Genomic DNA, 18,760 nt, shown 5'->3' with positions numbered 1-18,760 from the left:
TTCGACGATTAGACCCGTGTAAATTCAATCATTTGTTCTTCAAGCATACTAACCTGCTCTTCATCCAGGCCATGATCCGTGATCACTTTAGACACACTCTCGATCTCTGCGACCCGCGTGAACGCCTGTATATTGAACTTGCTCGAATCTGCCAGCAAAATAACCTCATCGGCAATACTGATCATCTTTTGCTTCACCAAGGCTTGCAGTTCATTCGATTCGCTGATGCCCTTGGTTAGATGCACACCTTTACATGATAGAAACACCTTGTCCACATGATACGCATCCAAAGAACGCTCAGCCAGCGGCCCTACAAAGGACAGTGACTTTGAGGCCAATTGACCGCCTGTCGCGATCACGCGAATCTGTTCCTTATTGCTAAGTTCTGCCGCCACTTTAATCGAATTCGTCAGAACTGTAAGTGGGATATTCGGTAATCCTGCCGCCATATACCAAGCTGTCGTACTCGCATCGAGGGCAATTCGATCGCCAGACTCGACCAGTTTGACTGCTTCATCCGCAATTCTACGTTTCTCATCCGCATGCGTTACAGCCCGCTCCGGATACGGAATCTCCGGCTGTCCCTCATCCTTATATTTAATCGTGACCGCTCCACCATGTGACCGCCTGAGTCTACCCGCCTGCTCCAGCTTGTCCAGATCTCGCCGTATCGTCTCTTCGGTCACACCGCAGCGTTCACTTAACTCTGTAACGCGCATGCTTCCTTGTGCGTCCACCCATTCCACTATTTTCTCATACCGTTCCGCAACGAGCATATTCCTTCACTCCAAACCGTTGATTATCCAAGACATTTCTGTTCATCCATCATACCACAGTGCTCTCCGAAGTAGAATTTCGAAAGCATGACAAAAAAGAGGGAGCCTCTGCTCCCCCTAACCTTCATGTATCCTGCTTACTTGATCAGAATTAGCCATGAATGATTCAACTGAAATCAGTTATTATTTGTCTTCGGCCATTGGGAACCAACCTGGTGTGTTGACAATCGCGTTCCACAAACCATCCGGAATAACTAGACGCTCCTGATCCGATTTCGTGAGAATAGTCTCAATATCTTCTTCCCGACCACTTTCAATCTTCTCGACCCAATCCGGCTCAATAATCAGCTCGCGTCCAATGGCAAGCAAAGGTACACCACTCTCGAGCGCTTCAGCTGCTTGATCTGCTGTATGGATTGAACCTACACCGATGACTGGCAATTTACCGCCTACACGATCAAGGATAAACTCCATTCTAGAGCGTGTATCAGCTTCACCACGTCTTGGCTTAGACCAGAATTCATTCAGGGATACGTGCAAATAATCCAAGTTTTTCTCTTTCAATGCATCGATCAGTGCATAGGTCTCTTCCATCGTAAGACCCGGTGTTTCCGGTTCTTCTGGTGAGAAACGATAACCAACGATAAATGGTAGTTTAGTATGTTTCGCCACCACTTCTTGCACCTCATCAACCACCGCAATTGGGAACGTCAGGCGTTTTTCAACACTACCACCCCAGCGATCGTCACGACGATTCGAATGCGGAGAGAAGAATTGCTGAATCAGGTATCCGTTCGCACCGTGGATCTCAACACCGTCGAATCCAGCTTCAATGGCACGACGTGTCGCTTCACCAAAATCCCTAACGATTGACGTAATCTCTTCGTCGGATAGTTCTCTTGGCAATGGAGAGCCTGGACGCTCACTGGCAACTGCACTCGGTGCCACCACTTGACCTGCTGGAACAGCTTGTTCAGGAGTCAATCGACCTGCGTGGAAGATTTGCAATACAGCTTTGGAGCCCTGTTGTTTGATTGTATCTGCCAGACGTTTCAATCCAGGAATGAAGCTATCATCATAAGCTGCAAATTGTGCAGGGAAGCCGATACCGTTCGGCGTTACATAGGTTACAGCTGTTACAGACATGCCCGCACCGCCGGTACGACGTGCATAATATTCAAGCTCCGCGTCGGATACGGTGCCATCAGCGTTGGAAGACATATGTGTCATTGGCGCCAGTACGATCCGGTTTTTGAGAGCGATGCCGTTGGGTAGAGAGACTTGTTCAAACATTTTGTTGAATTTTGGATTCATTAAGGTTTTCCCTCCTAAATATAAATATCTCTTTTAATAGATATATGAATACGTATTTCTTTTTACTGTAATTATTATAGTTACTATTCGATTACATTTCAACTTTTCTTTTCTCAGCAGCATGAGCACCCTCTCCATTAAACGGAAATTCAGCCTCTTAAACTCAACAAAAGACGGAAAGCCTTAAGACTTTCCGCCTTCATTGGAATCTATATCGGTTGACCTGATTTAGTAACTGCGCACATACGCTAGCTTCTGTTCTACCTCTTCTACGCATTCATAGCAATCATGTTCATCATTCCCCACCATCGGTGTCACCGGGTACAGATGCATGTCTGAACTATTGTAGGATTTCAAGAGTGGTAGAAGCTGCGTTACACGAGTATTAGCAGGGTCAAGCCACGTATCAATTTCCGTTTCCGACAAAATCGCAGGCATCTTACTACCAAACTCCCGGGTAACCATGTTGGCGCCTGTCATCAACATCGTGCAAGTACGAAGCGGTTGTTTCCGTGTGTCTTTCCAAATCTCATACAATCCGGCAATGCCGAACAAACCACGATCAGGCATAACGACACGAACAGCAAAGCTTTTTTTACCTTCTTGACGCCAGTAAAAGAGACCATTGCATGGAATAACGCACCGCTTGGTTTCCACCAATTTGTAATACGAAGGATTATCATGCACGGTCATCAGGTTCGCATTCACCGCATCACGTCCCCAGAATGGAATGAACCCCCAACGAAACTCATCCAATACACGCTCCCCATCCTGATGAAGAATGATTGGCGTATGCTGGGTGGGACTGATATTATAACGGTTTTTGTAATAATACATCACTCGCTGTATCTTGAAATGATCTCTAACCTCATCTAAATCTGCCGCCAATGAAAATCGGTTGCACATGCTTAAGGCACTTCCTTTCCCTCTCTAAGTTGTTTGTATTGTTTGTATTCGGAGGGAAATTATGCATGTGGAACGGTACCAAAATACTTGTCTTATTCACAAGCTTCTTCTAGAACTCTAGCTTACATCCATTGTTAATAATGACGGAGCCCATGTCCCTGGACATGTTCCTAAGCCTGTTTTGATTCGACAGCAATCCAGTTGTTTAGACGAAATATGCTTAATTTTTATGAAAAAAAGAGAGATTAATCCTTTAAAACAATGACTTCAGACTCATTTCAATAGATCAATTCCCTGTTACTCTAATAGAGTAAAATAATACATTTATTGGAGGTTTTAAGTATGAAAAGGAAAATTCTTATGAGCATCATGTTATTCTCAGCCCTCGCGATGTTTGGCAGTACAATCTACGCCGCAACCTTCTTGAATTACGGTTATCCCAGCTCCACCATTCCTATTCGTCCTTATAATTACACTTCTACATGGCAAACCCCGATGGACGCCTCGATTGCCAACTGGAACAACGCAGGTGCCAAGGTACAGTTCACCAAATCAAACAACTCCCCTAATACCATCACCGCCGGAAACTTCAATAACACTGCCTATGGCGTCAACTATGCTTCTGTATCAGGCAGTCAAGTGGTAAGCTTCCGCATCGAGCTCAACGCTTCTACCATATCAGCAGACGCAACCAACTTATCCAACTTCATTCAGAGCGTATTCGTGCACGAACTAGGCCACTCCGTTTGGCTTGGAGATAACCCAACCACGTCCAGCCCCTCCATCATGTCCTACACCCGCAACCGTAATTCGATGACCAAGCCGCAGACCTTTGATATCAACAATGTTAGATCCAGATATTAACGCCTCGTTCTAGAACCTCTCTCTACTAAACCGATTCAAGGAGGAATTATATTCATGAGAAAAATTCAAATATTAACCCTGTTTGCCTCTTCGATCTTCATTCTGTCTGCACTAGGTTGTTCTTCGGTCAATACACAAACGGCATCAACTTCTCAGGCTCCGATCACTGTGATTGCTTCAGAAGACTTTCCCAGCTATTCAAGCATCAACGACCTTTCGGATCGAGCGGATACCATCATCAAAGGCAATGTGCTCCAAACTCGTGTAGAAGCATTAAATGACAGGGTACAAGCTTCCGAAGCTGATCAGGGAATTGCTCAAAATGCTGAGTTCAATACGGGTAATGAAGGGCTTGCTTTTGACAAAATCTACACCATTCATACGATTCAAGTTGCTGAATCCTACAAAGGTGCATTCGTAGCAGGGGATACGCTTGAAGTTAAACAACTGGGAGGACAACTGAATAACACAGAGATTATCAATGATGACCACGTCTCGCTTATTCCTACGAAGGATTATGTGCTCTTCCTTGAAACCTACGAAGACACACCCGCCAGTCTCCTCAACTCCATTCAAAGTCTGTATGTGATCAAACCGGCGAGCAAATCCAGCCAGTCGACAGAGCAGGCCTCATCTCCGGTGATTGTTAGTGCGAATCCCGAAAATGACCTTACATTAAGCCTTGATCAACTGAACCAAATTCAAAGTGAAGAACAGAGTAAATAACCTCACGTGCTTGTATTCTCTTAACCTCCCACTGTTCTTTTTCACAGATGATACTTTCTCTCCCCCACACGATGAGTCTTACATATAAGAAAACGTGCTGCTCCGGTAAAAACGAAGCAGCACGTTTTAACATTGAATACTGAAGCTGAATGATTTATTTTCATGTGATTTTACTATTTTGAATTGAGATCAATGATCCATTCAGCCAGATCTTGTGTCTGCTTCAGCAGAGCAATCGGATCACGGAACCAAGACTCTTCCTCAGTCCATAAATACACACGTCCATTCTGAACAGCAGGCAATGAGCCCCACACCGGATCTGCTTGAAGCTCCTTAAGCTGTGCTTTGCTAGTCAAAATGAGATAATCCCCTGCGTATTTAGAGAGCAATTCAATGGAGAATTCATGATATGCACCCTCCATTAACTCGGCAGGTATTACTTCAGGTGCTTGTAGGCCAAGCAACTCATAAATGTTACGTCCTCCACGCCCCGATTGATTACCAAATATAAAGACCTGACGATCATATTCCTGCATGACCGAAAACGTTGTATCAGCTGGAACAACATCATTGACCTTTTGCTTAATTTGAGCAATCTCTTGATCAAAGTTAGCAAGCCACTCCTGTGCTTCTGCCTCTTTCCCGAGCACCTCGCCGAAATAACTCACCTCATCCTTAAGCGCTGGGAACGTAATCGATGCAATCGAGACGGTTGGTGCAATCTGACTGTATTTTTCATAAGCTGCTTTGTCGGGATTCAATGTGATAATGAGATCTGGCTGCAGCTCCATTAATTGCTCAACGGAATCTCCAATGACTTCAATACCATCCAAGTGACCTTCTAAGTATGGACTGTTCATCAGAAATTGCCCTCCACCAACGGGCTTAACACCAAGAGCAAGTACTGTTCCCAGATAATCTATAGCGGCAACTCGCTGCGGGTGGGCAGGAATTTCTACATCCCCAAATGCCGTTTTCACGGTTTTCATCTCTACAACAGCAGGCTGTTCGGCTTCTTCAGCCGCTGCATCAGTCGATACGGCACTCTGCGTGGCTGTGCCACAAGCACTCAATGTGAAGATCAGCACAAGTGACATCAGTGCTGCTTTAAGATTGTTAAACATTTCCGTTTCCTCATCTCCATTAAATTGATAATGATTATCATCATCAACTAAAGGATAACGTTCCGTCTCCTTGCTTACAATGGACTCATTTGTTTCATTTATTGTATTTTTCGAAACCCTATTCATTCGTTTGCGATGCTCTATACGAAACTTACCAGGTGTTGTTCCCATTTCCTTCTTGAAAGCTCTGTTGAAATAAAAGGGATCGGGGTACCCCACATAGGTAGCAATCTCATTTAAAGTTGCTTCCGTTGAGACAAGTAAATTCTGCGCTTCGTTCATTCTCATCTGAATGATGTATTCTGTCGGTGTAACCCCTGTCTGTTCTTTGAACTTCCTGGATAGATATTGCGGGCTATAATTCAATGACTCTGCCAACGTATCCAGCGAGAGCTGTTCCCGAAAATGCCCCGAGATATAACGCAAAACCTGTTCGGTTAGTGAAGGAAGCTGCTCGCCACCCTGTCTCTCTGAACGCTGCCGGGTCACAAGTTGAACCAAATGAAAAAAGTAGCCTTTGATTTGCAGTTTGCCCAGATGATCCTGTTCATTCCAGCAGCGATGAATATGTTGAGAGAGCTCACGCAGCTCCAGTGGATGTACGGGTTCCTCTGCCCAGTTCTGCTCAAAAGGATTACTGTTAAGCAGCATCATATGGTACTCTCGAAGTACATTAGATGGTAACGTAGCTTTATAAAATATAAAATAAACTTCAATGGGCTCTGTAGCCTCAATCGTCAAATATCGGCCTTTACCTCCATGCAATAGTAGGAATCGGCTTGATGACCACACCTCGTGGTTCAACCACAATTGTCCCCGACCGCTTATAAAAACAAACGTACTTGTAGGTAGAACATATCGTCGCATCTGCTCGTTCTTCTGGAAACTCATGAAACGTACATCTAAGACACGCACCTGAACCTGATCCCATAATTGAATATGATCTTGCATACTCATGTTGTTTTCCTTTCTCCCAGCTTTATGTAAATCACCTTCACCCAACCCTATAACAGCCTTGTTCAAATGATAATAATTATCAATGATAACGAATTTGCATCACAAATTGAAGTACAAGTTGAAGAACACGCTACTCCTTCGATAATATAGTAGCCAAAAAGGCCGTTGCTCCCCCACTAAGGGAGAGTCAACAGCCTTGTAATCATCAGACCATTTCTCAACTCAGAATATGTTGAATTATAGCTTAATAAAATTAGCCATCGAACGAACCTGAATGGAGCCCGCGGACGATGCTGCACTTGAATCTTGCAGTCCGGCTCTCGACGTAAACTTCACCTTAACCGGGATACCTGGAATGAGATCGAAGAAATTATCCGAAAATACGCCTTCTGCTTCAGAAGAAATCCATACTTGTTTTGCAAGAACATCACTTTCAAGTTCGAGATACACCGTATCGTTCTCCTTAACTTCTTTTACCTGAATCTGAGCCTGCTTCAAGCCGATATCCTTCGATGGAGCAAAATAGTGCTCTTGCACAATATCCGCCTGTCCTTCTTGCTTCAAATCAAGTCGTAGTAACGTTGTCGCTGGACTAAGCTCTTGTAACCACTCTGCCTGATTGAGGGATAGCACTTGTTGGCCGGAGTTCGATCCAAGCGTTACCTGATGCTCTTCTTCACGATGTACAGTTCCATCAAATCCGATAAGCCGTAGTTGCAATGTTCCTTTCACAGCCTCCAGTTGATCAGAGATGAGATAAATATCCGTTGTAGCTTCCTTGGTACCATCGACTGAAATCAGGACATCACTGAAGCTGCGTTTCGCGTAGTACTGCAATGCTTTCCAACGACCGAGATAATCCATACCTGCCCATGAAGCTACAGGCCAACAATCATTCATTTGCCAGTAGAGCGTGCCCATGCAGTATGGTTTGCGGCGACGATGCGCTTCAATAGCTGTCTTCATCGCTTCTGCCTGAAGAACTTGACTCATATACAGGAAGGATGGGAAATCCTTCGGTTCATGCATGTACATATCCATGTATTGTTTAATCAGACGATTGCCTGCACCGTTCTTCTGGTGAGCCAGCATCACTTCGGATTCAAGAGCCAGATCCTCTTCCTCGGCATAGGTACGCACTGATTTATATTCTGGGAAGGATTGGAATCCGTATTCACTCATGAAGCGACCAACGTGAACGTTGTAGTTTTCAAAAGGTTCAACACTATGCCATACGCCCCAGTAATGGATGTCCCCTTCGGATGTAGAAGGATGGGCATGTTGTTTCTCGTCATCTGACAGAGATACAAGCGGTGAAGATGGCCAATAATCAATACCAGGTGCATAGGCTTCCACTACTTCTGGCAATAGATCATGGAAAACGGCTTTGTAATCTGCCCAGATGCTCTCGCGTTGCTCTGTATTGAAGTCTTTCTTCCAACCCCAGCCACCGTTCTCATTGAAGTGAGCCCAAGCTGAATCTATCTCATTGTTACCACACCATAATGCAATACTAGGGTGATTACGCAGACGTTTAACATTATCAATCGCTTCATGTCTTACACTATTGAGGAACGCTTCATCTCCAGGGTACATACTGCATGCGAACATAAAGTCCTGCCATACCAACAGACCGTATTCATCACACAAATCGTAGAATACATCCTCTTCGTAGATGCCTCCGCCCCATACTCTTAACATATTCATATTAGATTCCGCAGCGGAGACAATTTCATGGCGATAACGCTCAGCCGTAATTTCGGTAATGAAGCTGTCGTTCGGAATATGGTTAGCTCCTTTGGCAAAAACCGCCACACCGTTTAACTCAAAATAAAAGGACGCCCCAACCTTATCTTTGTCACGAACCAAACGAATTGAACGAATACCCGTCTTAACCGTTGATTCCGCCAACACACGCTCTCCAGCAAGCACTTCTGTCACAAAAGAATACAAATGTGCTTCACCAAGTCCGCGGCTCCACCATAACTTCGGCTGCTCAATCGTAACAGGAACTTCTACGGTCTGTAGGCCTGACTTTAACGTTACAGCCTGTTCCCAGATCTGACCATCTGTACTGATCCGAATGACGGTGTCACCCGCATGGTCTGCATCAATCTCTATCACAGCGGTCAATGAAGCGACCGAAGCGCTCACGTCCTGCTGCTGGATATATACATCATTGATTCGTACCTCAGACCAGGCTTCCAACCGAGCCTCGCGCCAGATGCCACTTGTTACGAACCGTGGACCCCAATCCCATCCATAGTGATACGGAGCTTTACGGGCAAAAATACTCACCTTTTTGTCTCCGAGCTCGCCTACATCGGATTGATCATTCGCTGCAGGCAGAGCGTATCCAAGCTTCTCAAGCTTAGGCAGATCTTCCTGAATCGGAGAACGGAAACGAATTCTGAGCACGTTGTCTTGTGCTTTAACAACCGCTTTTACATCAACGTTCCACACACGAAACATATTGTCCGCAGACAACACATGTTGATCATTCACATATACATCTGCATACGTATCTAGTCCATCGAATACAAGCTCCAGATGCTCCTGTGCAAATAACTTCTCTTGAACATCAAATTTCGTTTGGTACTCCCAATCTTTCTTATCAATCCACTGAACCTCTTTTTCATTGGTTCCATAGAACGGATCCGGAATTTTCCCCAGCTTCAGCAAATCCGTATGTACACAGCCCGGTACTTGTCCGGGTAACCATTCTTGATCCTCACATGCCTTAAACGTCCAGTTCTGAAAAACCTGCGATTGTATTGTACTCATCATAGCCTCCGTTATGAATAAAGTTTTTTTGCAAACACCAGCAAATCACTTTGTTAGGTTTTGTTATTATAATATCAATAACTTACAAAACAAAAATAACATGATAACCTCAACATAGTCAACATTCGTTTTGTAAATAACATTTATTATGTTTGCTAACGCAAACAAAAAAAGACATTAGGCTGTGTCATGCCTATGTCTTAGTAAAATTCCTGTTCATTTTTGCGGTGAATACTGAACTTTTATTCTACAGTAGCTTGGTCTGATGCATATCATTTACAACTAACTCTGAGTAAATTAACTTGCGCTCTAAAGGCTGATCCGGATGTTCAATCCGCCACAATAAATGGTCAACCGCTCTCTTACCAAGATGCTCTTTATCAATATGGACCGAAGCCATTATCTGCTCCTCTGCTCTTGTATTATCAAAGCCAGTAACGGAGCAGCGTCCTGGAACATCAATCCCTTTATTTTTAAGAGCACGTAGCACAACGACAGCTGTAAAATCATTGGCACAGACAAAGACCTCTGGAAGATCTTCAAATCTCATCTCTTCAATCGCTTTTCGAATATGATCGTTGTCCGGTCCAAGTAGTCCTGGTTGCTGATTGGATTGAATCTGCATCTCTTCCAGCACGGAACGATAGCCAAACCAGCGCTCTCTGAAACTCGCTGCATCAGGCAGCTCGCCAGCAAACTGAAAATGCCTGTACCCTTTGCCAATCAGCATAAGCACGAGTTCTCTCATACATTTGACATTATCCGTAAACACTGTGTCTGCATGAACCGCCGGTTCCTCGTGATCCACCATTACAAGTGGGATACGCAACCGATAAATCTCCAGCAATACTGAAGCAGAGATTGCGCCAACTGTAATAATCCCCCTGATTGCTTCTGGATTCAGCATAGAGAACATCCGATCTGATGAAGGTTCTGTTAAGGTTAATATGTCTAGCCCCTTCTCATTCAAGCGGGCTGAAATACCGTCGAATACCGGTCCCCAATAGAGTGAAGAGCGATTCTGTGATCGAATATTAGGGAACAGCACCAAAATGGTTCCTGTGTTATCTGAAAGATTGTCCTGCTCTACAGACTGTTCGATCGGATAACGTTTCGGTTCAGCCTTGAAGTAACCTAATTGAGCTGCGGTCTTTACAATCATCTCACGTGTATATTCACTTACTCCCGGTTTCCCCGTCAGAGCACGAGAGACAGCAAACTTCGATACGCCGGCAGCATCGGCAATTTGCTGCATCGTTACCTTTTTAGCCATACGACTCACCCGTTTTCCCTTATTTTCATCCAGTGTAGCATAAAAAGTTGAATTCAACAAAACAAGTTATTATTTTGTTTGGTTGTTAGAACATCTTTTTTTCTTCACTAAACTGTATTCGATGATCCGCTAATAGATAAAATGTGCAAAACAAAAAGCGGGGCTCTCTTCATTTGAATGAAAAGATACCCCACTCCTTATATTTCACTAATGATTGTATTGACTAGACGCCAGGTGCTCCCCGTTCTCCTAGTTCTGACGGTATACTAGGTTGCTTGCGACGCCAGAACATCAGTTCAACGGCTTTGATCTCGGTAATTAATACACCAACCAACATCAGTGTTGCTCCTGTATATCCTTGTAACGTTAAGGTTTCTCCTTGAAAACTAAAAGCAAACGCGGCGGCAAATAGCGGCTCTAACGAGAAAATAAGACTTGTTCGGGTCGGTGAAGCATGTCGCTGTGCTAGTGTCTGCAATATGTAACCTATACCACTGCATAATACACCCAGCCCTAGAATCGCCGCCCATGATTCAGGTGAATCCGGCAGGCGAGGACTTTCGAACAAAAAGGTAGCGGCAATACCCCAGATCGCGGCAACCCCTAATTGTACCGTTCCCAGTGTTAACGGGTCATGCTTTGGTGTGAATTTGCCAGCGATCATAATATAAATTGCATAGATCAATGCGGCAACAATACAAAGGATATCTCCGGTATGTAAGCTGAGCTCGTGCTGAAGAGTCAACAATCCCAGTCCAGTAACCGCAACAATGATGCTCAACATGAGACGTGTATCTGGCATACGTCGATGGATAATCGTTGTTAGGATTGGTACAAATATAACGGCCAAACTAATCAAAAAACCAGCCTGTGATGTCGTTGTTCGCTGTACACCATATGTAATGAACACAAATGCTGCAAATAATGCTGTTCCCATAACCGCTCCTGCTATAAGTGTACGTAGATCCATTCGGAATAACCTACGGTGAAAAATAACGGCGGCGGCAATAAATGCAATTGCAAACCGGAAAGCGACTAAATTTAATTCCTGCATCGATTCCAGTCCAGATTTCATAAATAAATACGATGACCCCCAAATAACGGTTGCAAGCAACATCTGAATGTCAGCTCTTCTCGCTCCATTAGTGGGTCTACTGCTAACTCTACTCATTCTAAGTCTACCTTCATTCTGTATGATCTTATCTGCTTATCTGTCAGGGCAAATGAATTCGCCTTGGCAAGTATAAACGATCTCTTTGCATTATTAAAATGAATAATTATAATGATATACATGAAATAAATTCATGTATCTTGAAACGAGAGGAATCATGCGCTCATGTCGTTAATTAAATATGAAATATTCAATACAATCGTGGAATATGGCAGCCTTACCAAAGCTGCAGAAGCGCTTAATATTACGCAATCCGCTGTTAGTCATGCGATTGCCAGTCTTGAGAAGGAATGTGGATTCCCACTACTGAGTCGTGGACGGTCTGGGGTTCGGATTACAGTTGAGGGTGAACGAGTTCTTGGGTATACACGCGAGATTCTACGCTGGACAGAATTAATGAACCAAGAGATTTCCCTAATCCGAGGAGCTGAAGTGGGTACTGTTCGCATAGGAACGTTTGCCAGTGTATCAACGCAATGGTTGCCTGGAATTCTTACACAATTTCGAATGCGTCATCCCGGAATTGAGATCAAGCTATGGGAGGGTGATTATGCAGAAATCGAGGGCTGGCTTGCTGGTGGGGCGATCGACCTTGGATTTTTGTCCCTTGGTGAAACTACACCATATGAAACGATTCCATTACAAAAAGACAGGATGATGTGCATCCTGCCTCTAGATCATCCCCTGGCTCACACCACATCTGTTAGTTTCGATGTATTACAGGAACAACCTTTCATTTTGCCGAAGTGGGGTGGCGACAACGAAATTGAACGTTTAATTCGCATACATGCCGTGAAACTGAACGTGATCTACGAGGTAGCCGAGGATCAAGCCATCATGGCAATGGTTCGAAATGGGCTTGGCATCAGCCTGCTGCCCGAAATGGTGGTACAAGGTCACACCGATGAGTTCGCTCTTGTGCCCATCACAGGTGAGCCTTATCGCACGATCGGTATCGCCTGTACCTCGCTCGGTAATCTCGCTCCCGCATCACGTCGGTTTATTGAAACGGTACAAGAATGGTTGCCGCCGTCTAACTAGGATACGCCCTAATCCACGAACAACTGCTTATAATACCGTTCTCGATGATTAAGAAAGTCACGGGTCAGTAGAAAGTGCTCCGTATCCTCATACGCCACTTCTATAATTCCTTCTTCACTGAACTCATAAATGCAAGCATCCGGATACGACATTAATATGGGGGAATGAGTCGCGATGATAAATTGCGACCCGCTGCTCTCCATCTCATGAATCATCCTTAACAAGACCAGCTGATTCTGTGGCGATAGAGCAGATTCGGGCTCATCCAGTAAATACAGTCCTTTTGTGCTCAGACGATTGGTTAGAAATTCAAGAAATCCCTGACCATGTGACCGCACATTCAAAGACTTCCCTCCATACGGTGCGTATGCGCTCATACCAACGCTAGGATCATCTGCAAGTTCATCGATATACTTGGCAAATGTATCAAAAGTTTCAGCTCGAAAATAAAACCCCTGCTTCACTCTCGGCATCCATTGCAGATTCATAATGGTCGATAACGAGGCATCGTCTTTTTCATTCGTAATAACCAGATCCTTACCACCCACAATGCTAAAACCACAGCTTACGCCGATTGATTCGAGCAGTGTCGATTTGCCTGAGCCATTCTCTCCTACCAGGAAGGTCACCTTATGCCTGAATTCTAATTCATCAAGATTACGTAATGCAGGAATGTGATAAGGGAAAAGATCTTGTTGCTCCGGCGGGCAATCGTGCCATCGAAGTACGACTTTTTTAAGAAAAGGCATGCGGATACCTCCCGAATTTAAGTGTTACTCCCATACCCGATCAAGTTGATCTGCATAGTAACGAATGGCTTGCTGATAATCAGCAATATTCGAATCGTTAGACGTATCTGCTAATTGGATGAGCAGACGTTGCATTGCTTCGGCATGTTTACCGAGATTATATAAAACCATGGCATAGAACACTTCAAATTCACGACGTTCAGGGAATAACTTGATTCCTTGCACCAACCACTTCTCAGCCTCTGTGTACTCCCCTAGTGTTCGATACGTGCTCCCCAAACCAAGAATAGCTCCCGCTTGATCTTCCTTGTCCAGTCCGAGCTGTATCGCCTTTTCGTAGTATGGAACAGCTTCCCGCTCCAATCCTAGGTTGTCATGTGCCCATGCGAGCTGATACCATGCCTGAGCATGAGCCGGCTCCTGATCCGTTATTTTTTTTAACAATACAATAGCCTCTTCGGCTTTTCCCTCTTGTCTTAACACAATAGCCTGCTGTAATTCGCTCATCTCAATACTCCGTTCTCCCATAAACATCCTTTTATGTACATCTTATGATTATATTATATACTAAAAAAGCACCCCAAGGAGTATCTCAAGACAACAAAGGTTGTCCAACTATTCTCCATAGAATGCTTTTAAAGATTGTTCACCTGGGATCTATGTTACGACCAAGTCGTATTAGCCACCATCACAATGAATACCACCATCAGGTAATTGACCGAGATCAAAAAATTAATTTTGGCCCATTTCTCCGTATCCTTCGTAGTCATACCACTCAACGTATGAATTAACCAGAGCAGTCCGCCGCCTAAAGCGACGATCAGAAATACCAAGCCTACATAGTTGTAGTAATACAGTAGGAACACCGAGGGTAGTAACAGCAATACATAAGGAATCATCTGTAGCTTCGTGCGCTTTACGCCTTTGACAACAGGCAGCAACGGGAATCCCGCCGCGCGATATTCCTCTACCCGCCGAATGCCAAGTGACCAGAAATGGGGCGGCTGCCAGAGAAATAACAGAGCGAACAGCAACCATGCACCTACATCAATCTGATTCGTAACAGCGCAGTAACCAATGACGGGTGGCATTGCACCCGCGATTCCTCCAAGGGACGTACTCCAGGTCGAGCTGCGTTTCAACCAGATGGTGTAGATCGCAATGTAAGCAAACCATCCACCCAGGCCAAGCCAAGCCGACAACGGATTAACCATAACATACAACACGATGAACCCCGCGACACCAAGTACAATTCCGTACCAGAGCACAAATGACGGCTTCAGATGATTAATGTATTCGATCCGCTTCTTCGTCCGTTCCATCTTCTGATCAAGTTCCCGATCCCAATAGTTATTAATTACACAAGCTGAGGCAATAACCAACGTAGATCCAATCACGACCATGAACAGGGATAACCAAGAAATATCCCACTTTGAAGCGACCCAGAAGCCTACGGCTACCGCAAATACATTCAACCGCAGCAATCCGGGTTTTGTTAACGCAATCATGTCTTTAAGCATGACCATCCCCTGAAAATATGTAAAAAAACCATTCTTCTAATGATAACTGTACCTACAATGAATTACAATCTTCTTCGAATATTTGTCATATCTGAAACCATTTCATAACGTATTTATCATTGATTTTGTAACAAAATGGAATTAGCTGAAGATACTAAGAGATGGTTTCAACTAAAAAAGCATTCCTAACCGCTCTTGTCGAACGGAAGGAATGCTTCAATCTTGTCCTTTACGTTTAAGGAATATACTGTTGTACAATTTTAACCACTTTGCCGTCTTGTACCGTTATATGATATGGGAACACGGATAGATCCAAAATATCTTTTTTGTCATACAGCGTTTCAAATGTACTGAGTTCTATTGGCTCATTCCATTGAATGTCTGCACCCTGAATCGTTCCATCCCGATCATACAGTTGCATTAACACCTCAGCATCTGCACTCACTTCAAACTTCTCCTGCTCCTCGTTATCATTGACGATATAATACCCATCAGGAGCACCGTCTAGACCTGAATCCGGATTGCGTTGTTCAAACACTTTATCTGCTTCTTCACCTTGATACCAGCCAATTTTATCAACCACAAGGTAAAGCTTGCCGTTCTCATGCTGTAGATTGTCCACAAAGGCTGTAAACATCTCAGTATTGTTAGCCTGAACCTGTTTGGCAGCAGCCGGAGTAGCGGATGCATTTTCCTCAGCATTAGCAGGTGTTAATACATATGTAGCAATCACAATCATGCCCAGTACCGCAACAGCAATACCCAGCATTCGTAGTTTCCATTGTCTCGCCGCGTTCTTCATAGGCAGCATCTCTCCTTATATGAACGTTACTATTTCTTAACCGTAAGCCTTCCATCTCAAACGCTACATGTGAAAATCCGTTATTTCTTACTCCCTATATCATACGTGAAGTCGTTATTGCAAAAGTATCAGCCAGATGAAAAATAGTTACAATCAACGTCACCACTACTTTCGCTAACACGATAAAATACCACATTACATGGGACTGCGATAAAGAAGACAGCATAAAAATAAAAAACCTTGGATGTTCACATCCAAGGCCTCTCTATATCTCTCGACTAATGTGCTCGCTGTGCTAACCGGACGAGCATATGAGCAAGCATATGACGTTCTTCTTCCTTGCCCACATTCCATAGCTCCTGAAGCAGTTTCTCTTCCCGGTTCCGGGGCTCTTCCTTCGCAGCCAGATAATCGGCTACTTTCTCAGCTATTTTGGCCATTTGTTCTTCACCCAGTCCAATGGACTCCCCTACGGCAATCCGTTTTCCAAGATATTCTTTAAAGGCATCAAAATTTTCTAAAATGTTATCCCTCTGTTCGGAAGGAATTTTGTTGATTGCACCTTCTACTTGTTCTGTAGCGACCTGCCCATCTTTATGAATAACATGGTTGTTTTCAGTCATTCGGAATTCCTCCTTAAGCGTGATTAATATAGCTACTTATAATATAAACCTCTGCTCAAGGATTAATCAGCCAGTTCTATACGCTACTTTTTACCATCACTTTGTTTCCACTGACGATACCGATCTCCACACTGCCCATGCCCCACCTACATATAACGCAGCGCTCAGATAAAATAACACATCAATCGTGAGCCAATCAATTAGAATTCCTCCCAATATAACAGCAAAACCTGAGGCCGCCGACGTCCAAAAATGATAATTCCCCATCGCGTGTCCACGCTGACCCGGTAAGGTATAATCCGCCAGTAATGTTCGCTCACTCATACGCTGCATCGCATTACATAATCCCATCATGATCTGTAGTATCAGTACCCACGTGTACGACAAGACCCAAGGAAACGCAATCATGGCAACTGCCATACCTAGTGAGCTAACGATAAGCCATTGCTTCGCATGTTGATCCAAACGAGGTGCGAGCCATTGGGAAGCAGCTGCGGAACTGATCGTAAAGACGGCAAAGGCTAGACCGTATTTCGAGAAGCTATTTCCTAAATTTTTGAGAAAAAGCAAATAATATGGATAGATCATTCCTGATGCCAGGGTGACGATGCTCTGTGAGCGGACAAGCCATTGAATACTCATTCATGTTTCCCCCATACTGCTCCATAAAATAATTCATAAACCGGTGTTCAGGATCATATCGTTCTTTGGCCGCAAAAAAAGCCTGCTTATGCTGATATGCTTGCTCGAATTGTTCTGAAGTCGCATAAGCCTCATACGGCAAATAATACGTACCGTTGTGTGCAATAGCTGTATCTATGATCTGCTGAAGGCCAGATTTGAATGTAGCTTGCTCTTCCTCCGATAAAGAAGCGTGAAAAAGACAGACAAGCCCAAACATGTCCTGTGTTGCATATGAGAGCATAGCTTCTTCATCCTGTTTCACATAACGTACCGTTATATTGAGCAAATCCAGTTCCTGTTCAGATACAATCTTCCCCATCTCTTGCACAAAGCTGGAAATTCATCCATCGGGATAAAATATTCTTGGAGCAGGTCATTGCTTCCAGGCTGATGATACTCCATAAATGCGGACGGAGATGCCATGGCATTATTACGGCTGATTCGCTGACCATCCTGAGACTCAAAATAACGTTGTTGCAGTTGCCAGAACCAGTCCTTAGCCCACGGAAATTCTCGATTCAGATTAAACAGGATTTTGGCTGGTAGCACACCCTGCTCTCGCACCGCAAGATGATTGTAATCACTCAAATCACCTTCAGAATCTAAAGCGTAATTGATTGCATACATATCCTGAAAATAGCCCTCACCCGGTATCAACGAAATGCGTGACAGATGCATCCGCATACTTGAATCGCCTAAGATGTCTTTACGGAAATACGCCGGATAATCTTTAACGAGAACCTGATCTGTGGTCAATCGATACAATTCATCATCAGTTAACGTTAACGTGACGTCTAGAATTACACCAAATAACCCATATCCACCTAATGCCAAAGAGAAAAGTTCTGCATCATTCGTACGACTGACTTCTCTAATCTCGCCCTCTGCTGTTAACAACCGAAAGGATTCAACACTCTCCATTAACGTTCCATTACGGAGTTCACGTCCATGCGCATTTACACTTATTGAACCACCAACCGTAAAGATGTTCTGGGACTGCATACTTTTCACAGATAGTCCATAGGGATTAATGGCACGTTGTACATCTGCCCAGGTAGCTCCCGCCTGTACTGTCATTTTCTTCGCTTCAGGCCGAATCTCAAGTATCCGGTTGTACGATGTCATATCAATTACAATTCCGTCTTTGTAGTATGTATGGCCTCCCTGACTATGTCGTTGTCCAGCAATCGATACGGTCATATTATGTTTCTTGGCTTCCTGTAGCAGCTTAACCAGCTGCTGCTCCTCTTCTCCTGATACAATTCGCTCCACCTTTACGGGATGCAAACGACTATAGTCTGTGATCAGATAAGGATCTTGATCACTTCCACTCGTTCTCCAGTAAGACCAAATACATAGCATCGCCAGTAATAGGAGTATCGCACCTTTTTTGACCACTTGTACCTGATCCCTCCATTTACCACGTTTCAAATGAAACGAATTGGT

General features: G+C 44.2%; 18 protein-coding genes. 3 read left to right on the top strand and 15 right to left on the bottom strand.

Annotated elements, in window-relative coordinates:
- Positions 1–8 precede the first annotated feature (8 nt).
- The 3 genes from DMB88_RS12245 to DMB88_RS12235 all read right to left on the bottom strand — a co-directional run bounded on the left by DMB88_RS12245 (position 9) and on the right by DMB88_RS12235 (position 2,996).
- Complete coding sequence (locus tag DMB88_RS12245; RefSeq protein WP_128101583.1) at positions 9–776, bottom strand: DeoR/GlpR family DNA-binding transcription regulator; 768 nt, start codon at positions 774–776, stop codon at positions 9–11.
- Positions 777–959: 183 nt separating this feature from the next.
- On the bottom strand, positions 960–2,090 hold the full coding sequence (locus tag DMB88_RS12240) for an NADH-dependent flavin oxidoreductase (protein WP_128101582.1): 1,131 nt from the start codon (positions 2,088–2,090) through the stop codon (positions 960–962).
- A gap of 228 nt (positions 2,091–2,318) precedes the next feature.
- Complete coding sequence (locus tag DMB88_RS12235; protein WP_128101581.1) at positions 2,319–2,996, bottom strand: SOS response-associated peptidase; 678 nt, start codon at positions 2,994–2,996, stop codon at positions 2,319–2,321.
- A gap of 342 nt (positions 2,997–3,338) precedes the next feature.
- On the opposite strand from DMB88_RS12235, the gene DMB88_RS12230 reads away from it, so the two are divergent.
- Positions 3,339–3,860, top strand: a complete 522-nt coding sequence (locus DMB88_RS12230; protein WP_128101580.1) for a M57 family metalloprotease — start codon at positions 3,339–3,341, stop codon at positions 3,858–3,860.
- 54 nt (positions 3,861–3,914) lie between these two features.
- Entirely contained in the window at positions 3,915–4,586 is a 672-nt protein-coding gene (locus tag DMB88_RS12225) for a hypothetical protein (RefSeq protein ID WP_128101579.1), read from the top strand.
- Positions 4,587–4,759: 173 nt separating this feature from the next.
- Here DMB88_RS12225 and DMB88_RS12220 read toward each other — a convergent pair whose 3' ends face one another.
- From DMB88_RS12220 to DMB88_RS12205, 4 genes are all read right to left on the bottom strand, one after another.
- Positions 4,760–6,667 (bottom strand): AraC family transcriptional regulator, encoded by a 1,908-nt coding sequence (locus tag DMB88_RS12220; protein ID WP_128101578.1) that lies wholly within the window; start codon positions 6,665–6,667, stop codon positions 4,760–4,762.
- A gap of 237 nt (positions 6,668–6,904) precedes the next feature.
- Positions 6,905–9,451, bottom strand: coding sequence for a beta-mannosidase (locus DMB88_RS12215; protein ID WP_128104417.1), 2,547 nt, complete (start codon positions 9,449–9,451; stop codon positions 6,905–6,907).
- Between the two features lie 247 nt (positions 9,452–9,698).
- Positions 9,699–10,724 (bottom strand): LacI family DNA-binding transcriptional regulator, encoded by a 1,026-nt coding sequence (locus DMB88_RS12210; protein WP_128101577.1) that lies wholly within the window; start codon positions 10,722–10,724, stop codon positions 9,699–9,701.
- A 223-nt stretch (positions 10,725–10,947) separates the two neighbouring features.
- Positions 10,948–11,895: a DMT family transporter gene (locus DMB88_RS12205; RefSeq protein WP_128101576.1), complete on the bottom strand. Its 948-nt coding sequence runs from the start codon at positions 11,893–11,895 to the stop codon at positions 10,948–10,950.
- Between the two features lie 165 nt (positions 11,896–12,060).
- Here DMB88_RS12205 and DMB88_RS12200 point away from each other — a divergent pair, with 165 nt between their 5' ends.
- Positions 12,061–12,936 (top strand): LysR family transcriptional regulator, encoded by an 876-nt coding sequence (locus DMB88_RS12200; protein WP_128101575.1) that lies wholly within the window; start codon positions 12,061–12,063, stop codon positions 12,934–12,936.
- An 8-nt stretch (positions 12,937–12,944) separates the two neighbouring features.
- Here DMB88_RS12200 and DMB88_RS12195 read toward each other — a convergent pair whose 3' ends face one another.
- The 8 genes from DMB88_RS12195 to DMB88_RS12165 form a co-directional block, all read right to left on the bottom strand.
- Positions 12,945–13,685 (bottom strand): AAA family ATPase, encoded by a 741-nt coding sequence (locus tag DMB88_RS12195; RefSeq protein WP_128101574.1) that lies wholly within the window; start codon positions 13,683–13,685, stop codon positions 12,945–12,947.
- A 24-nt stretch (positions 13,686–13,709) separates the two neighbouring features.
- Positions 13,710–14,192, bottom strand: a complete 483-nt coding sequence (locus DMB88_RS12190) for a tetratricopeptide repeat protein (RefSeq protein WP_128101573.1) — start codon at positions 14,190–14,192, stop codon at positions 13,710–13,712.
- A 155-nt stretch (positions 14,193–14,347) separates the two neighbouring features.
- Positions 14,348–15,205, bottom strand: coding sequence for a heme o synthase (gene cyoE, locus DMB88_RS12185; protein ID WP_128101572.1), 858 nt, complete (start codon positions 15,203–15,205; stop codon positions 14,348–14,350).
- A gap of 235 nt (positions 15,206–15,440) precedes the next feature.
- Positions 15,441–16,007 (bottom strand): hypothetical protein, encoded by a 567-nt coding sequence (locus tag DMB88_RS12180; protein ID WP_128101571.1) that lies wholly within the window; start codon positions 16,005–16,007, stop codon positions 15,441–15,443.
- 278 nt (positions 16,008–16,285) lie between these two features.
- Positions 16,286–16,630, bottom strand: a complete 345-nt coding sequence (locus tag DMB88_RS12175) for a DUF3243 domain-containing protein (RefSeq protein WP_128101570.1) — start codon at positions 16,628–16,630, stop codon at positions 16,286–16,288.
- A 96-nt stretch (positions 16,631–16,726) separates the two neighbouring features.
- Positions 16,727–17,272: an MFS transporter gene (locus DMB88_RS12170; RefSeq protein WP_128101569.1), complete on the bottom strand. Its 546-nt coding sequence runs from the start codon at positions 17,270–17,272 to the stop codon at positions 16,727–16,729.
- On the bottom strand, positions 17,172–17,633 hold the full coding sequence (locus DMB88_RS31050; RefSeq protein ID WP_254438540.1) for a hypothetical protein: 462 nt from the start codon (positions 17,631–17,633) through the stop codon (positions 17,172–17,174). Before DMB88_RS31050 ends, DMB88_RS12170 begins: the two co-directional genes overlap by 101 nt.
- Positions 17,588–18,712 carry an FAD-binding oxidoreductase gene (locus DMB88_RS12165; protein WP_254438539.1) on the bottom strand — a complete coding sequence of 375 codons (1,125 nt, stop codon included), beginning with the start codon at positions 18,710–18,712 and terminating at the stop codon, positions 17,588–17,590. Before DMB88_RS12165 ends, DMB88_RS31050 begins: the two co-directional genes overlap by 46 nt.
- Positions 18,713–18,760: the final 48 nt, after the last annotated feature.

The sequence above is a fragment of the Paenibacillus sp. DCT19 genome (assembly GCF_003268635.1).
In the GTDB taxonomy this organism is placed as follows: Bacteria; Bacillota; Bacilli; order Paenibacillales; family Paenibacillaceae; genus Paenibacillus.
Note: the sequence above shows the minus strand (reverse complement) of the source record. Positions and strands in the feature narration are given on the sequence as shown.

Coding starts and splice junctions, on each gene's coding strand:
- DMB88_RS12190 (WP_128101573.1), bottom strand. CDS start 14,192: ATGAGCGAATTACAGCAGGCTATTGTGTTAAGACAAGAGGGAAAAGCC.
- DMB88_RS12245 (WP_128101583.1), bottom strand. CDS start 776: ATGCTCGTTGCGGAACGGTATGAGAAAATAGTGGAATGGGTGGACGCA.
- DMB88_RS12200 (WP_128101575.1), top strand. CDS start 12,061: ATGTCGTTAATTAAATATGAAATATTCAATACAATCGTGGAATATGGC.
- DMB88_RS12220 (WP_128101578.1), bottom strand. CDS start 6,667: ATGAGTATGCAAGATCATATTCAATTATGGGATCAGGTTCAGGTGCGT.
- DMB88_RS12215 (WP_128104417.1), bottom strand. CDS start 9,451: ATGAGTACAATACAATCGCAGGTTTTTCAGAACTGGACGTTTAAGGCA.
- DMB88_RS12195 (WP_128101574.1), bottom strand. CDS start 13,685: ATGCCTTTTCTTAAAAAAGTCGTACTTCGATGGCACGATTGCCCGCCG.
- cyoE (WP_128101572.1), bottom strand. CDS start 15,205: ATGCTTAAAGACATGATTGCGTTAACAAAACCCGGATTGCTGCGGTTG.
- DMB88_RS12170 (WP_128101569.1), bottom strand. CDS start 17,272: ATGAGTATTCAATGGCTTGTCCGCTCACAGAGCATCGTCACCCTGGCA.
- DMB88_RS12225 (WP_128101579.1), top strand. CDS start 3,915: ATGAGAAAAATTCAAATATTAACCCTGTTTGCCTCTTCGATCTTCATT.
- DMB88_RS12235 (WP_128101581.1), bottom strand. CDS start 2,996: ATGTGCAACCGATTTTCATTGGCGGCAGATTTAGATGAGGTTAGAGAT.
- DMB88_RS12240 (WP_128101582.1), bottom strand. CDS start 2,090: ATGAATCCAAAATTCAACAAAATGTTTGAACAAGTCTCTCTACCCAAC.
- DMB88_RS12230 (WP_128101580.1), top strand. CDS start 3,339: ATGAAAAGGAAAATTCTTATGAGCATCATGTTATTCTCAGCCCTCGCG.
- DMB88_RS12205 (WP_128101576.1), bottom strand. CDS start 11,895: ATGAGTAGAGTTAGCAGTAGACCCACTAATGGAGCGAGAAGAGCTGAC.
- DMB88_RS12180 (WP_128101571.1), bottom strand. CDS start 16,007: ATGAAGAACGCGGCGAGACAATGGAAACTACGAATGCTGGGTATTGCT.
- DMB88_RS31050 (WP_254438540.1), bottom strand. CDS start 17,633: ATGGGGAAGATTGTATCTGAACAGGAACTGGATTTGCTCAATATAACG.
- DMB88_RS12210 (WP_128101577.1), bottom strand. CDS start 10,724: ATGGCTAAAAAGGTAACGATGCAGCAAATTGCCGATGCTGCCGGCGTA.
- DMB88_RS12175 (WP_128101570.1), bottom strand. CDS start 16,630: ATGACTGAAAACAACCATGTTATTCATAAAGATGGGCAGGTCGCTACA.